At 60.5% G+C, this 16,195-nt stretch carries 12 protein-coding genes; 4 read left to right on the forward strand and 8 right to left on the reverse strand.

Translation table 11 applies throughout. From position 1 onward, the window contains the following. Positions 1–73: 73 nt before the first annotated feature. Together queA and SJY29_RS08575 are read right to left on the reverse strand one after the other, a co-directional pair. On the reverse strand, positions 74–1,141 hold the full coding sequence (gene queA / locus SJY29_RS08570) for a tRNA preQ1(34) S-adenosylmethionine ribosyltransferase-isomerase QueA (RefSeq protein WP_400088749.1): 1,068 nt from the start codon (positions 1,139–1,141) through the stop codon (positions 74–76). Continuing rightward, complete coding sequence (locus SJY29_RS08575; protein WP_400088751.1) at positions 1,138–4,482, reverse strand: AsmA-like C-terminal region-containing protein; 3,345 nt, start codon at positions 4,480–4,482, stop codon at positions 1,138–1,140. The genes queA and SJY29_RS08575 overlap by 4 nt, the downstream gene beginning before the upstream one ends. Positions 4,483–4,529: 47 nt before the next feature. On the opposite strand from SJY29_RS08575, the gene bcp reads away from it, so the two are divergent. The 4 genes from bcp (at position 4,530) to SJY29_RS08595 (ending at position 7,768) form a co-directional block, all read left to right on the forward strand. Next, positions 4,530–4,997 carry a thioredoxin-dependent thiol peroxidase gene (bcp, locus tag SJY29_RS08580; RefSeq protein ID WP_400088753.1) on the forward strand — a complete coding sequence of 156 codons (468 nt, stop codon included), beginning with the start codon at positions 4,530–4,532 and terminating at the stop codon, positions 4,995–4,997. Positions 4,998–5,008: 11 nt separating this feature from the next. Next, complete coding sequence (locus SJY29_RS08585) at positions 5,009–5,821, forward strand: ferritin-like domain-containing protein (RefSeq protein ID WP_400088871.1); 813 nt, start codon at positions 5,009–5,011, stop codon at positions 5,819–5,821. A gap of 155 nt (positions 5,822–5,976) precedes the next feature. Continuing rightward, positions 5,977–7,284, forward strand: coding sequence for a M23 family metallopeptidase (locus tag SJY29_RS08590; RefSeq protein ID WP_181417135.1), 1,308 nt, complete (start codon positions 5,977–5,979; stop codon positions 7,282–7,284). Continuing rightward, on the forward strand, positions 7,274–7,768 hold the full coding sequence (locus SJY29_RS08595; protein ID WP_400088755.1) for a polymer-forming cytoskeletal protein: 495 nt from the start codon (positions 7,274–7,276) through the stop codon (positions 7,766–7,768). The genes SJY29_RS08590 and SJY29_RS08595 overlap by 11 nt, the downstream gene beginning before the upstream one ends. Positions 7,769–7,817: 49 nt before the next feature. Here SJY29_RS08595 and SJY29_RS08600 read toward each other — a convergent pair whose 3' ends face one another. The 6 genes from SJY29_RS08600 to SJY29_RS08625 form a co-directional block, all read right to left on the reverse strand. Further along, on the reverse strand, positions 7,818–8,588 hold the full coding sequence (locus SJY29_RS08600; RefSeq protein WP_400088757.1) for a DUF2189 domain-containing protein: 771 nt from the start codon (positions 8,586–8,588) through the stop codon (positions 7,818–7,820). Further along, the gene (locus SJY29_RS08605) at positions 8,567–9,943 is read right to left on the reverse strand and encodes an amidase (protein WP_400088758.1); all 1,377 of its coding nucleotides are present in this window, start codon (positions 9,941–9,943) and stop codon (positions 8,567–8,569) included. The genes SJY29_RS08600 and SJY29_RS08605 overlap by 22 nt, the downstream gene beginning before the upstream one ends. Positions 9,944–9,986: 43 nt before the next feature. Further along, positions 9,987–11,111, reverse strand: a complete 1,125-nt coding sequence (gene prfB, locus SJY29_RS08610; RefSeq protein WP_055292520.1) for a peptide chain release factor 2 — start codon at positions 11,109–11,111, stop codon at positions 9,987–9,989. Between the two features lie 75 nt (positions 11,112–11,186). Continuing rightward, positions 11,187–13,703, reverse strand: a complete 2,517-nt coding sequence (locus SJY29_RS08615) for a penicillin-binding protein 1A (protein WP_400088761.1) — start codon at positions 13,701–13,703, stop codon at positions 11,187–11,189. A 135-nt stretch (positions 13,704–13,838) separates the two neighbouring features. Further along, positions 13,839–14,993, reverse strand: a complete 1,155-nt coding sequence (locus SJY29_RS08620; protein WP_400088763.1) for an N-acetylmuramoyl-L-alanine amidase — start codon at positions 14,991–14,993, stop codon at positions 13,839–13,841. Continuing rightward, positions 14,990–16,135: a pyridoxal phosphate-dependent aminotransferase gene (locus SJY29_RS08625; protein WP_400088765.1), complete on the reverse strand. Its 1,146-nt coding sequence runs from the start codon at positions 16,133–16,135 to the stop codon at positions 14,990–14,992. The genes SJY29_RS08620 and SJY29_RS08625 overlap by 4 nt, the downstream gene beginning before the upstream one ends. Positions 16,136–16,195 lie beyond the last annotated feature (60 nt).

A 16,195-nucleotide genomic window follows, 5' to 3' on the forward strand; every position in this document is an offset into this window, starting at 1 on the left:
CGCCCTTTCAGCACAGCAAGAACCGTGCAATGTCACGATTCTCCTAAGAATTCATCACAGAAGCGACAGGGCCTCAACCATTCACGCCCTCTTGCGCGGGCAAGAGAAGCGAGCTGTCACCATAGGAAAAGAAGCGGTATTTTTCCGCAATCGCATGGTCATAAATCGCACGAATGTTATCCGTGCCCATCAGTGCCGACACCAGCATCATCAGCGTTGATTTCGGCAAATGGAAATTTGTCATCAACCCGTCCGCCATCTGGAACCGGAAGCCCGGGGTGATGAAAATATCGGTAGGTCCCGTCCAGGGCTTCATCTTTCCGTCTTTCACTGCGCTCTCGATCAGGCGCAGCGCCGTTGTACCGACAGGGATCACGCGGTGGCCTGCGGCCTTCGTCGCGTTCATCTCTGCCGCTGCTTGCTGCGTGACCTCGCCCCATTCGGCGTGCATCTTGTGATCGCGCACATCGTCCACCTTCACCGGCAAAAACGTCCCCGCCCCCACATGCAATGTGACATGGGTGAATTCCACACCCCGCGCCGCCAGCGCCGCGAGCAAGGGGCCATCAAAGTGCAGTGACGCTGTCGGTGCCGCCACCGCCCCGCTATGACGCGCCCAATAGGTCTGGTAATCCTGCTTGTCCGCCTCGTCCGCTGGCCGTTTACCTGCGATATAGGGCGGCAAAGGCATCGCCCCCACCGCATTCAGCGCCGCATCGAAATCATCACCCTTGAGGTTGAATTGCAGATACCCCTGCCCGTCACCGCGCCCGACAACTTCGGCGCTTAATTCATCCGAGAAGACAATCACCTCGCCATCGCGCACCTTTTTCAGCGGTTTGATCAGCGCAGACCACGCGCCATCCGCCCGCGGTTCCAGCAAGGTGACATCCATTTTCGCAGCAGTCTCGCCCGCCTCGCCACTGCGATGACGGACGCCGAACAGACGCGCAGGGATCACTTTGGTATCGTTCAGGATCAACCGGTCGCCAGGCTGTAAAATGTCTGGGAGTTGATTGACAATCCGGTCCTCGATGGCCGTCCCCTGCGCCAGCAAGAGCCGTGCTGACGAGCGCGGGCGCGCTGGCCGTGTGGCAATCAATTCTTCAGGCAGGTCAAAGTCAAAGTCGCTCAGTTTCATTGGGAAAGTTCCGGTGCTGGCCTGCGAAAGATCTCGCGGAACATCCCCGGTGTCAGCGCCGACAACGGGTTCACAGCCACCTGCGGCGCGTCAGACGTGCCGCCAATGTTGAAGTTGAACCCGATCAATCCCTCACCCCTGCGGGTCAGGAAAGAACCGATACTGTTGACCAGATAAAATGGTGACACGACGCCCTGCAGATCAATCTGTTTATTGGCCAGCGTGTAGAGGCCGTCCACCGAAATGCCAAGCCCCGGACCGACCGCACTTGCCTGCGACACGATCACCTGTTGGGGCGTCAAACGGAACCGCGCATCCATTTCGTCAAAGGCCAGCCCCTGCCCGTCCAGCTGCTGCAACAGCCCGACGACGCTGATCGCATCCAGCAAGGCCGCAATTGCAGGCGCATCGCGCACACGGATGTCGCGTACCCGCAGGGTTCCGTCAAAGGTCCCCGGCCCGATCGCGGGCAGAAGCGTCAACTCAGCCGTGCCACCCACCGCGTTGCGCATCAACCCTGCCGCGCGCAGAACACCGCCCGCATCATCGCTGCGCAACTGCACCGCAGAGCGCCCGTCGCGCGGCGCGACCGTGCCTGCAATTGCGGTTTCACCGTTGATCTGCCCGCTAAACTCGCCCCGAAATCCGCCCTGACCGCGAAAATCGCCGCGGAAGTTCGTCAGGGCCACCCCTTCGGTCACCTGCAAGCGATCCAGCGCAATCTCCACAGGCCCGCCATTCTGCTGCCCGCCGCCGAAAGCTGCGTTGCGCAGATCAAGCGTGCCGCCGGTAATCTCGACGCCCAGCGGTTGGCCCGCACCGCGTCCGCGCAGCGTCAGCGGCGCATTGAACCAATCGCCGACGCGGAACTGGGTGAACTGTGCGGTCTGCAGCGCCCCTGAAGGATCCAGCGTAATGCGCCCCGCCGCCTGCAGGCCGCCGCCAGCAATCTCGAGCGTGTCGATAGAAGGCACCGCGCCCAGAGTTCCCGCAATCAGCAGGTTCCCGGACGTTCCGGGCCCTTTGGACCACCCGACCGCAGGGATCGCCACCGTCAGACCCTGCAAATCGGAGCGTAAACTGAAGGCGGGGGGGCGCCCACGCTGCAAATCAATCGCAAGCGCACCTGTACCATTGCCCCGGATCGTGCCGGGCGGCAGTGTGATGTTGAACTCATCCAGAAATGCCTGCGATAGTGCCACATTCGCCGTCACACGGCTGCCAGGACGGTCAGGATCGCCAAACCGCTGGTCCCATTCGCCAACGCCGGTCACATCGCCAACACGCACGGGACCCGCGATATTCACGCCGCGCCTGCTGGCCGTCACGGTCAGACGGGGGGCCGCAAAACTGCGACCCGCAATCAGCACATCGCTGCGCACGTTGCGCAACTGCGATGTCATCTCGAAAAGAACGGTTCCCGGTGCGGGGCGCGGTTGCAAAGGCCACGTGATCTGACCCTCTGTTAGGGCCCGCCCGTCGCCGAGGGTCACCGGCAGATTGGCTTTGTCCATGTAGGCAAAAGGCTCTTGATTGAGCACAGACAGAGCGGCGGTCAGAGAGCTGTCAACCTTCAGGTTCAGGATTGCAGGCGACGGGTTCAGCCGCATATCCACAATGGTGAAATCCGATCCGGCCAATTGCATCGGCCCGCCCTGTGGCGCATTCACGACACCATCATCCAATCCGACAACCAACTGGCTGTCCGCGATACTGGCAGAACCGCGCGCACCGGTGACGGGTGGGATGTTGCGCAAAAACTTGATCGAGGTGCCTTCGAATTCAAAATCCACCGCGAATTGTGCCGCACGCTCGGGCGCGATCCGCAGCCCCATATCCACGTCAAACAACCGCCCGTCTGTCAGGTTGTTGGACACCCATTGCCGTGATCCGGGTTTCATGTTTACCGGCCAGAAGGACACAAGCCGCTCGGGCGTGATTGCTGCAACCTGCGCATCCAGCGCCAATTGCCAGCCCGCGTCAGTTGCCGCCAAGGCGCCACTTGCATCCAGCCGCACATCGCCATCCGTCATTACCGCCTGCCCGATTTCGACCGAGAACGGCTCGAACCGCAGCCGCATATCAATCGACGCTTCTGTAATCTCAGGTGGTGCGTCAAAGAAACCCGGCGGGTTCAGCGCCACATCGCGAAAACGGAATTGCGCCAATGAGGCCCGCGGCAAGCCATCGCGGAATTCGCGCAAGTATGCGTCACCTTCGGCACGCAAACTGCCCCAAGCGGTTTCCAGCGACACCTCGCTGAAGGCGATCAGATCGCGCACCGGATCATAGGTGAAATAGGCCTTGGCATCATCAAAGGCGATAGGCTCGGTCGCGGGGTTCGGCTGCAAAACACCGGTACCGATTTCAAGGAAAGCATTGAGCGGCCCAAGGGCGCCGTCTTCATCAAGCTCGGTGCGCAAAGCGGCGGTGATCGGGGCCTCGACGCCTTGCAACCACCGCAGCGCAGGGGATTGCGCTGCAATATCGCTCGCCTCGGCATTGGTCAGGTTAATGCCCACCTGCGCAGCACGGCTGCCGCGCGGGCTGAGATAGGACAGGGCCACCCCTGTCACATCAGCGCGGCCCGACAACAACGAAAAACTGCCATTGATCGCCGTCTCGCCTCCGCGCAAATCAAGCGCCACACTGCCGCCATCAACAACCCAGCTCCGCCCCGCCCGCGCATCATCAAAATTCACGATCAACCCGTCCGCCCGCACGGTTTCAAGCGCCTCAAGTGCGGGGCGTTCGAAAACGCGGTCAAACTGTTCAAGCAATTCAGGCAAAGACCGCGCCTGCCCCAGATCCCCGCCCCCAGCCGTCAGCGCAAAAGACACCGAGCCGTCGCGCGCACGACGCAAATTCACCTGCGCACCGATCAGGCGCACGTTCTGCATCAGGACCTCCTGTTGCAGAATCAATCCGCGCGGCGAAATCCCGCCCTCAACCAGCGGCACCCGCGTGAGCGTTAACCCGCCGGCATCCACCAGCCGCGTGTCCACAAGGCGCACGGTCGGGTGCAGGTCACGGCCGATCCGCACGGTCATCGCCCCGAACTCAAGACTTCCACCCTCCAAGAGCGCATCAGCCCGCGCCTCGATCCGATCCGTGATCCAGCTGGGTGCGGTAATATCGCGGTCAATGACCATGACGGCGGCTGCGGCCAGAAAAACAAGGGGCATCATGCAGACCACAAACACCGCACGCAGCCAGAACACCCAAGGGCGCATTCCCTTGGGCCGTGCGGGCTTGGTCGGTTTCGGATCGGTCTCTTCGGTCATTATGGCCTTATCTTGCGCAGCACGGCGCGCGCTTTGCTCTTTATCTTTGCCTGTCATGACCTAAAACAAAACCAGGAAAGTGAAACGCAAATAAGGACGCCCCCATGACACAGCCCGCAATCGGTGACACCGCCCCCGACTTCAGCCTGCCCCGCGACGGTGGTGAGATCGTGAACCTTTCCGATTTCAAAGGCAAAAAGGTCGTACTCTATTTCTACCCCAAAGACGACACCCCCGGCTGCACGAAAGAGGCCATCGGCTTTACCGACATGGTTGAGGCATTTGCAGCCGAAGACACCATCGTGCTCGGCGTGTCCAAAGACAGCGTCAAAAAGCACGATAAATTCGTGGCCAAACATGACCTGAAAATCGCGCTTTTGTCGGATGAGGACGGCGACGTGTGCGAGCGTTATGGCACCTGGGTGGAAAAGAGCATGTATGGCAAGACCTACATGGGCATCGAGCGGGCAACCTATCTGATCGGTGCGGATGGCAAGATTGCCCAAGCGTGGCGAAAGGTCAAAGTCCCCGGCCACGTCGAAGCCGTACTCGAAGCGGTCCGCGCGGCGTGACCCTCACAGAGATGGCCGTCGCGGTACTGACTACCGCCGACGGCCGCGCCAAGACCGCCCTGTCGCGCCAATACGCCGCGCGTTGGCAAGCGGCACGCGCCGCAGGTGAAGTCATCGAAATCGGGACAGCGACGCCGCCCTTGCGCCCTGCGCGGCCAGACCAGCCGGAACTCCTTGATCCACGCGACGTCCCCCACCGCAAACCGGGCACCGAGGCGGGGCGCATCGCGCTCCTGCACGCCGTCGCGCATATCGAACTCAATGCTGTCGATCTGCACTGGGATATCATCGCGCGGTTCTCGGACACAAAGCTGCCCTTGGGCTATTATGATGATTGGGTCAAAGCGGCAGATGAGGAATCCAAACACTTCAACCTGATGTGCGACTGCCTTGAAGAGCTTGGCAGCCACTATGGTGCCCTGCCCGCCCACGCCGGCATGTGGCGCGCGGCAGAAGATACCGTGGACGATCTGATGGGCCGGCTTGCGGTCGTGCCCATGGTGCTTGAGGCGCGCGGGCTGGATGTGACGCCCGGGATGATCAAGATCTTCAAACAGGCCAAGCTCAGCTCTGCAGTTGCAGCGCTTGAAACGATCTACGCCGAAGAGGTTCACCACGTGGCCTACGGGTCCAAATGGTTCCACTTCCTGTGTGGCCGCCATGACCTTGACCCGACCGGCGTGTTCCACGATCTGGTCCGCAAGTATTTCCACGGCAATCTCAAACCGCCCTTCAACGAAGAAAAGCGCGCAGAGGCCGGAATCCCCCCCGATTTCTACTGGCCGCTCGCCGGAACGGGCGCTGTTTCGGCGGGTTCTTCCTGACATCGGCAAAACCCCGCCCAGCCACGATTAAGCGCGGGATCTTGGCATAAAAATCCCGCAAATTTCTTGCAGCCCGCGGCAGAGGCACTTAAACGGGAACGGATCACTGCTGGCGAGGCACCGGCGCAAGCTAACAGGACAGGACAGGCACCAACGTGAGATCACGCATAACAGCACGCATTCATGGCGTTTTGGAACGGTTTTTCCCTGAAAGACGTTTGTTCCTGCGCTCCGACAGTGAGACGCGCTTTATCCGTCTGACATCCGAAACACAGCTGGTGGCATGGACCGGCAGCATCATCGTCGTCGCCTGGACAATCATCGCCACTGCTATTTTATTGATGGACAGTATCGGTGCCGGAAATTTCCGTGCACAGGCGCAGCGCGACCAGCTCACTTACGAACAACGCCTGAACGCGCTTTCCGCCGAACGTGACGCCCGCGCGATGGAGGCACTCGCCGCACAGGAACGCTTTACCTCCGCGCTGCAACAGATCTCGATCATGCAGTCGGAATTGCTTGCCACCGAAGAAAAACGCCGCGAACTTGAAACCGGCCTTGAAGTTGTTCAGGCCACGTTGCGCGACACAATGCGCGCCCGCGAAGAAGCCCGCCGCGAGGTTGCGACCCTGTCGTCCGAAAACCAGAATGAAGGGTCCGCCTCGATCAGCGATGACGCGGCAGGCACCGTCGGGCTGTTGGCTTCGGCCCTTGCGGATACCGCGTCAGAGCGCGACCAGATCGCCGCCGATGCGGAATTCGCCATCGCGCAGGCCGAAGAAATGCAGCTTGAACTGCGGCTCCTGCAGGAACGCAACGACCAGATCTTCCGCCAGTTGGAAGAGGCGATGCTGGTCTCTGTCGAACCGCTAGACGACATGTTCCGCGCAGCAGGCATGAACCCGGACAATCTGATCGAACAGGTGCGCCGTGGCTATTCCGGCATGGGAGGTCCGCTCACCCCGATCCAGTTCTCGACGCGCGGCGGTGATCCTGACCCCGATGCACTGCGCGCCAATGCGATCCTGACGGCCATGGACCGCATCAACCTTTACCGGATCGCCGCTGAAAAGGCGCCCTTCTCGATCCCCGTAAAGTCGAACTTTCGCTATACCTCCGGTTTTGGGCCACGCTGGGGGCGGTTACATGCAGGTACTGATTTTGCCGGTCCGATCGGCACACCAATCTACGCCACCGCCGATGGTGTGATCACCCATGCGGGTTGGTCGTCCGGATACGGGCGTTTGATCAAGATCCAACATGACTTTGGCATCGAGACGCGTTATGCCCATCTTAACGCAATGGATGTACGCGTCGGCCAAAGGGTCTCGCGCGGCGAGCGAATTGGTGCTATGGGGAATTCTGGTCGCTCGACCGGACCCCACCTTCACTACGAGGTCCGTGTGAACGGCAACCCCGTCAACCCCATGACTTATATAAGAGCTGGACAAGATGTTTTCTAAATCCAAAATCAACGAACCCGGACCAGCAGCGTCCGAAACTGACACCTCCAAAGGGACGGACACAGCCAAGCCCGCAGGTTCTGATTTCAAGGCATCTGCAACGCCAAAGGCAAAGCCGGCTCCGTCTGTGCTGAGCTCTGATCTGCTGATCACCGGCAACCTGAAGACAACCGGTGACATTCAGGTTGAAGGTCAGGTTGAGGGCGACATTCGCGCCCACCTGCTGACCGTCGGCGAAGGTGCCACCGTCAAAGGCGAAGTGGTTGCAGACGATGTTGTCGTCAACGGCCGTGTTGTTGGCCGTGTGCGCGGCCTCAAGGTCCGCCTGACATCAACCGCACGGGTCGAGGGTGATATCATCCACAAGACCATCGCGATTGAGAGCGGTGCGCACTTCGAAGGGTCCGTGCAGCGTCAGGACGATCCATTGTCCACTGGGTCCAAGAAGATGCCGACAACGGCCGCGACCGACACCAAGTCGTAAGACACAAGATACTCTATTTCAGGGCGTCCTTCGGGGCGCCCTTTTCGTTTCAGGCAACGACTTTGCGATAAAGATGCCACGTCGCATGGCCCAGAATGGGCAGCACCACCATCAGCCCCAGAAACCACGGCAAAAGCGCAAGCAATGACAGCACGGCGATGATCATCGCCCAGACCAGCATCACAAACAGGTTCTCGCGCACGGCCTTTATACTGGTCAGCATCGCCGTGACGAAATCGACCTCGCGGTCCAGCACCAATGGCAGGCTCACCACTGTCATGGAAAACAGCAAGAACGCCAGCACTGCCCCCACCCCCAACTCCACTGCGATCATCATCAAGCCGCTTGGCGTCAGAAACACTTCCAGACTTTCGCTGATATTGGTCATCGTCGACAGCCCCATGAACAGGGCAAAGATCATATGGGCCAGAAAGGTCCAGAACAGAAAGTAAATCACGATGATCGCGCCCAGCCACGGCAGTTGTCTTGTGCGCTCGTTCCAGACGATCCCCAAGATTGCGCGCCATTCCAGCGGTTGGCCCGCCTCCATCCGGCGGCTGACTTCGTAAAGCCCTGCCGCCGCAAACGGTGCAACCAGCGGAAAGCCAAGTGATGTGGCCAAGGTCCAGCTCACATGCCCTGCCCCGACCCAGATCAGCAGAAATCCACCCACCACATAGACGGCGCTAAAAAACAGACCGAACTGCGGCGCACGGCGGAAATCGCGCACACCCGCCCGCAAGACCGCCGTTATGTCCGACAGTGTCAACTGTCTCAGAACGACCGCCGGCTCTGCTTCTATGATGTCACTCTGTGCCATGCTTCCCCCAATTGTAGCACACCAAGGTCGTCACCGCGACGCCCAGCAATCTGCAAACCCATCGGCCGTGCCCCCGCCATGGGCACCGCCACGCAAGGCAGCCCGATCAGGCTGACCGGAATGACCACCTCCATCCAGCGGTGATAGGTATCCATCTGCAAGCCACCAATCTGCTTGGGCCAGTCCCAGTCCACCGGAAACGGCCAACACTGCGCCGTAGGCAGCACAAAGGCGTCATAACGGTCAAACAACCCCTGCGCAGCGCGGTACCAATCCGACCGTAGGGTGCTTGCCTGTTGAATTGCTGTACCCGTCAGGGCACGGCCCTTCTCAACCTCCCACACGGCTTCGGGCTTAAGCAGATCCCGGCGTTGCGTATCGTCATAGATCGCGCCGAATTTCGCCGCCTGATACCACGCCCGCAGCACCGTCCATGCCTCCCAGAGTGCCGCTGCATCAAAGGGGGGCGCGATTGCCTCGACGGTACAGCCCAACTCCTCAAACCGTGCGACACCGGCCTGCGCCGCAGCCAACACACCCTCTTCCATCGGATAGGCGCCGCCCCAATCGGCCAGCCATGCGATTTTGCGGCCTGCGACATCGCCATCAAGCGCGTCCGTATAATCCGCCTTCGGCAAGCCAAAGGCCACGCGCGGATCAGGCCCCGACTGCACGCCAAGCAAAAGCGCCAGGTCGCGCGGGGTCCGTGCCATCGGCCCATTGGTCGCGAGCTGATGCATGAACAAATCGCCCGCTGGTGCCCCAGGCAAACGCCCCCACGTGGGGCGCATTCCATACACACCGTTCCAACCCGCCGGATTGCGCAAACTGCCCATCGCGTCAGACCCGTCCGCCAGACAGATCATATGCCGCGCCAGTGCCACAGCCGCGCCGCCAGATGACCCCCCTGCCGAACAGCCCGGCAAAAGTGCGTTCTGGGTCGCGCCGAAGACCGGGTTATATGTATGGCTGCCCAATCCGAATTCAGGCGTATTGGTCTTGCCGATCACAATGGCGCCCGCATCCTGCATCCGCTGCACCATGATCTCGCTTTCGGGGGCAATTTGGCCTGCAAAAAGGGGCGAGCCCTGCGATGTCGGCATCCCGCCCACATCGGCCAGATCCTTGACCGCCACGGGCACACCATGCAGCGGCCCTTTGCTATCGGCCTGATCGGCTGCGCGGGCCTCTTGCAAGAGCACCTCCGGGTCGCGCAACGACACAATGGCGTTGTAATGCGGATTCTCCGCGTCAATCCGCGCGAGCGTCGCCTGCATCACATCGGCCGCACTCAGCCCGCCACCCCGTAAGGCGGCGATCAGGTCATGCGCAGTCCATTCTAGAAAATCTCCCATGCGCTATCCAAGCGCGCAGGCGCGACTTTGGCAAGCACCAAGCTTATTCGGCGTTCGCTTCCGCGCGGCTCTTGCCCGATACAGCCATCGCCAGAGTGGCCGCCATGAACCCGTCCAGATCACCGTCCAGCACACCTTTGGTGTCGGAAGTTTCATAGTTCGTGCGCAGATCTTTCACCATCTGATAGGGCTGCAGGACATAAGACCGGATCTGGTTGCCCCAGCCCGCATCACCGGCGTTCTCATGTGCCTCGTTCACGAGGGCCGAACGCTTGTCCAACTCGATCTGATAAAGGCGCGACTTTAATGCCTTCATCGCGATATCGCGGTTCTGGTGCTGCGATTTCTCGGAGCTTGTCACGACGATCCCTGTGGGCATGTGCGTGATCCGCACGGCCGAGTCGGTGGTGTTCACGTGCTGACCACCTGCACCGGAGGACCGGTAGGTATCAATGCGGATATCCGAGGGGCTCACCTCGATCTCGATGTTGTCATCGACAACCGGATAGACCTTGACCGAGGTAAAAGACGTATGGCGCTTGGCGGCGCTGTCAAAAGGCGAAATCCGCACCAGACGGTGCACACCGCTTTCAGACTTCAACCAGCCATAGGCATTGTGCCCGCTGATCTTATAGGCGGCCGATTTGATCCCCGCCTCGTCGCCGGGCTGTTCGGACTGCAGTTCAACCTTATAGCCCTTCTTTTCGGCCCACCGCACATACATCCGCGCCAGCATATTGGCCCAGTCACAGCTTTCGGTGCCACCGGCCCCGGCGTTGATTTCAAGGAAGGTGTCATTGCCGTCAGCCTCGCCATCCAGCAGGGCCTCCAACTCTTTCTTGGCGGCCTTTTCAGCCAGCGCGGTCAGAGCGGCTTCGGCCTCGGCGACGATCTCGGCGTCGTCCTCCATTTCGCCCATCTCGATCAATTCGATGTTGTCGGACAATTCGGTCTGGATGCTGTCATAGCCGGTCATAGCGTCCAGCAACAACTGACGTTCGCGCATCAGCTTTTGTGCGCCTTCGGGATCATCCCAAAGGGTCGGGTCCTCAACGCGCGCGTTGAATTCTTCCAGGCGGTGGGGCGCTGTTTCGCGGTCCATCCGCTGCGCTAGCAAGGCAAGCGACTTTTGAATGGCCGCAATAGTATTTTGCATTTCCGCGCGCATGGGGCACCTGTTGTTCGTCAATGATATTTGGTGATGCGGTCTTAGCGCGCCCTTAGGAGCGCGACAAGCACATGGTCAGTAAAGACCACCCGAAGACAGCGTCCCGAAGGTCGCCTTATCACCCACAGTCGCGGTTTCACCCGTTGATGTGGTCACCTGACGCTGTGCGGCCTGGGCTTCATCAAAGAGCGGCAAATCGGCCGCCATGGCAAAACCGCCATCAAACATGATGCCAAACAAAGGCTCCTCGCCGGGGCGGAAACATTCGCGTACGACATTATCGCCCGCAGCATCATCAGGCAGGCGTGCGCCGCTGAAACGGTCGATATTGATGAACTGGCAATTGGCAGGCACACGGAAGGACCCCGAGCCGTATTTCTCGATCGCTTCTTGCATGAACCGGTTGAAAACCGGCCCACAGAACCCGCCACCCGAGGCACCACGGCCCAAGGTGCGCGGCGTATCATAGCCGATGTAGCACCCTGCGACGATATTGGACGAAAAGCCGACGAACCACACATCTTTGGCGTCATTGGTCGTACCGGTCTTGCCCGCAATCGGCACAGGCAGGTTTACAGTGCCGCTCGCGGTGCCGCGCTGCACAACACCCTGCATCATCGAGGTCAGCTGATAGGCGGTGATTTCATTCATCACACGGTCGCGGTTCGACATGATCCGCGGCCCGTCACCGTTAGGCAGATTGGCCTGATCGCAATCAAGACAGGTGCGCTGGTCATGGCGGTAAACCGTGTGGCCGTAACGGTCCTGCACGCGGTCCACCAGCGTCGGCTCGACCCGTTCACCACCATTGGCGAACATCGCATAAGCGGCAACCATCTTGAACAAAGTGGTCTCATCGGACCCGAGCGAGGCCGCAAGTACGCGGTTCATATCCTCGTAGACGCCAAAGCGTTCCGCATAGCGCCCGACCGTATCAATCCCGATCTCTTGGGCCAGACGGATCGTCATCAGGTTCCGCGACCGCTCGATCCCCGTCCGCATTGGTGTGGGGCCATAGAACTGGTTGGATGAATTGCGCGGACGCCATGTGCCCTGCGGTGTGTTGATCGTGATCGGTGCGTCTACAATGATCGTGGCTGGCGAATAGCCGCTGTCCAAAGCCGCCGCATAGACAAACGGCTTGAACGATGATCCGGGCTGGCGCTGCGCCTGTGTGGCGCGGTTGAATACAGAGCTTTCATAGCTGAAGCCGCCCTGCATCGCGATCACACGGCCGGTGTTGACGTCCATCGCCATAAACCCGCCCTGCACCTCGGGCACCTGTCGCAAGGACCAGCGTTCAAAATTGCCGTCGCCGTCCAGCAAACGACGCACGTGAACCACGTCACCGGGCGTGAAATTGTCAAAGAAATCACCCACCAGCCAACGGATATCGACACGCGGCACCACAAAGGGTTCGGCCTCTGTCTCTTCCACACCTTCAATGCCGATCGTGAGCGTGTTCTCGGCCACCTCGCGGATCACCGCCGGATACCACTGACCGTCCAGATCAATGCTGCGGGGCACGTTCAGACCGGCAAGGGCTGCGCGCCAGTCCTCTTCGTTGGCCAAAGCTTCTTGCGGAATCGTCAGTTCGGTGCCGCGCCAAGCGCCCTGCGCGCGGTCATACTCCTCCAGTGCGCGCTGCAGGGAATGGGCCGCAGTCACCTGCAACTCGGGATCGATGGTCGCACGGATCGACAAACCGCCCGAGAAGAATTCCTCTTCCCCGAAGTTCTGGCTCAGTTGGCGGCGGATTTCATCAGTGAAATAATCCCGCTCGGGCAATGTCTCGCGGAAATCCTCATAATCTCCGCCCTGCACAGACAGAAGCGGGGCTGCGCGCTCGGTCTCATAGGTCTCTTCGTCGATATAGCCGTTCTCGAACATCTCGCGCAGGGTGTTGTTGCGCCAAAAGACAGCGGCGTCACGGTCGCGCACAGGGTGACGGTTGCTCGGCGCCTTCGGCAAAGACGCAAGATAAGCCGCCTCGCCCGGGGTCAGTTCGGTCAGAGGCTTGTTGAAATAGGTCAGCGCGGCAGCGGTTACGCCAAAACTGTTCTGGCCCAGAAAAATCTCGTTCAGATAGAGTTCCAGAATACGCTCTTTGGGCATTGCCCCCTCAATGCGTACCGCCAGAATGATCTCTTTGATCTTGCGCTCGACCGAACGTGACCCATCCAGAAGGAAGTTCTTCATCACCTGCTGGGTGATCGTGGACGCCCCGCGCAGGTTTTCGCCGCGCGATTCCACCGCATCCACAAAGGCCGACACCATACCCATGGCGTCATAACCGCCATGTTCATAGAAATTCTTGTCCTCGGCAGAAATGAAGGCCTGCTTGACGATATCGGGAATTTCCTCGGCGGGGGTGAACAGACGACGCTCGACCGCAAATTCGTCGATAATCTGCCCCTCACCAGAATAAATCCGGCTGATTGTCTTGGGCGTGTACTGCGACAGGGTCTCATAACTCGGCAGGTCGCGGCCATACATATAGAGCACAGCACCAATCGCCAGCGCCCCCATAAAGGCCCCGAGCGTCAGCAGTGTGAACAAGCCGCCGAAGAAAGAAAGAATAAAGCGCAACACGAAAGGGAACCCAGTCCTGATAGTTTCAGGCGCCGTTATACGCGCTCCACCCCCTAGGGTCAAAAGGCCAAATGCCACGTTCGGCCAGAAGATGCCTGCAATTCGGTCACTTTTTGAGCAGCAGGCCGCTGGTCTTTACCGCGCCAAAAGCACCACGGTGTCGCGGATCGCGCGGGCAATCCGTGCCCGTCCTTCGGGGGTTGCCAGAAACGCGCGGTCCTGCGCATTCGACAAGAACCCCGCCTCGATCAGCACACTGGGAAAATCCGCCGCCGTCAGCACCACAAACTGCCCTTCGCGGCGCGGACGGGTATTCATCGGAACGCCCTGCGCCTGCATCGCCGCCGCAAGTGCGTCGGCAATCCGCACCCCCTCTGGTCCCGTGCGGGCGCGCGCCAAATCCATCAGCGCGGTCGCCACGCGGTCCTCGGCGTCGTTCAGATCAACACCCGCCAAAAGATCACCGCGTTCATGGCGTTCGACGATCCGCTGGGCCGCAGCATCGCCACCATCGGATGAAAGCGTGTAGACCGAGGCCCCCCGCACGTCTTCTTCGCCCAAGGCATCCGCATGCAGCGACAAAAAGAGGTCCGCGCCCACCTGCCGCGCAAATGTCATCCGCGCCGAGAGTGGGACAAAGACGTCATCCTTGCGGGTCAGCACCGCCAGCACGCCCTCTTGCGCGTTCAACATGACCGCAAGCTCGGCCGCAAGGATCAGCATCAGATCGGCCTCTTTGATGCCGCCCTGAAAGGCACCGGGGTCAATGCCGCCATGTCCGGGATCAATCACCACGATGAAATCCTCACTCGCAGCAAGGGCTGCGGCGGCATCGGGATCAAACCCTGTCACAACATCCCAGCCCGGATCGGGTGGCGCGCCTGCGGCGGCGGCAAATTCATCGGCGCTCGCACGCTCCAGCACGATTTTCAGATCAGCGCCCGCATCGGTGCGCGCCATGCCCGCCTCGGCAATGACAAGGGGTTCAGCCAGATCAACCACCATCCGCGACCACCCGGGGCGCAGCGGGCCAAAGCGCACATCTGTTGCCCGATCGCCCGACAATACCGCAGCGGCATCAAGCCCCGCAAACGAGGCCCCTTCCACATCCAGAACCAGACGGCGCGGATCATCCAGCGTGAACACGCGGTAAGGCGTGATCCGGTCCAGCCCCATGGCAACCTTAAGCGTCCACCAGCCGTCGCTGACGCTGGTGCGCTCAGGGTCGACCGTGACCTGAGCGGTGGCCAGATTGGCGATAAAGAGGAAAGACAGCAGCCAGCGGATCATGCCCGCCGCCCCTGCATAAACCGCGCCAGCCGGTCCAGCCCTTCGGTGATATCCGCCGTGGAGCGCGCATAGGAAAACCGCAACCAGTGGTGGCCGCGTGCGGCATCAAAATCAAGTCCCGGCGTGACGGCAACGCCTGCCTTTTCCAAAATCTCGGCAGCAAATGCCAAGGCATCATCTGTGTATTCCGACACATCCACATAGACATAAAACGCCCCGTCAGGCGGCGCAAAACGGGTCAGGCCAGCGGCCTGCAACCCTTCAATCATCAGTGCCCGATTGGCGCGGTACACAGCCTTGTTCGCTTCAAGCTCCACCGTGCAATCCATCGCATGCAAAGCCAGCCGCTGGGCGGCATGGGGCGCACAGATGAACATATTCTGCGCCAGACGCTCGACCTGCCGGATGTGATCCTCGGGCACAATCATCCAGCCCACACGCCAACCGGTCATCGAGAAATACTTGGAGAAGGAATTCACGACATAGACGTCATCGGTGACCTGCAACGCCGAGACAGGGGCCACATCATAATCAATCCCGTGATAGATCTCGTCTGAAATGAACGCAGCACCCTGTGCTGCACAGGCCGCCGCCAATTCGGCCAAACCGTCACGCTCCAGCATCGTCCCCGTCGGGTTCGCGGGCGAGGCGACGATCAGCCCGTCCAGATCATGCGCTGCCACATCGGCAGGTGCCGGCTGAAAACGCTGCGCAAATGTCGTGGGAATATCAATCGGGGTCAGGCCCACGGCCCGTAAAATCTGGCGATAGGACGGATAGCACGGCGTGCCCAGCCCGACCCGCGCGTCATTGTCAAACAACGCCGAAAACGCGAGCAGGAACGCACCCGAAGCCCCGCTGGTGATCACCACGCGCGCCGGATCAAGCGTCACCCCGTACCAATCGGCATAATGCTGGGCCACGCGCGCTTTCAATTCCGGCAAACCCAGCGCCACCGTGTACCCCAAGGGGTCTGCCAGATCCTGAACCAATCGCGCTTTCGCTGCCTCCGGCGCACCGGTGCCCGGCTGGCCCACTTCCATATGAATAATATGCCGTCCTGCCGCCTCGGCCTGACGCGCGGCCTCCATCACGTCCATCACGATGAAAGGATCGACATTACCTCTGTCTGAGCGTCGCATAGCCTGCCTCTTATGTTTAGGTGCCTGTTTGCCCCTGTCAGGCGGTCAAGGTCAATGGCC

It is taken from the genome of Yoonia sp. R78084 (assembly GCF_044595625.1).
In the GTDB taxonomy this organism is placed as follows: domain Bacteria; phylum Pseudomonadota; class Alphaproteobacteria; order Rhodobacterales; family Rhodobacteraceae; genus Yoonia.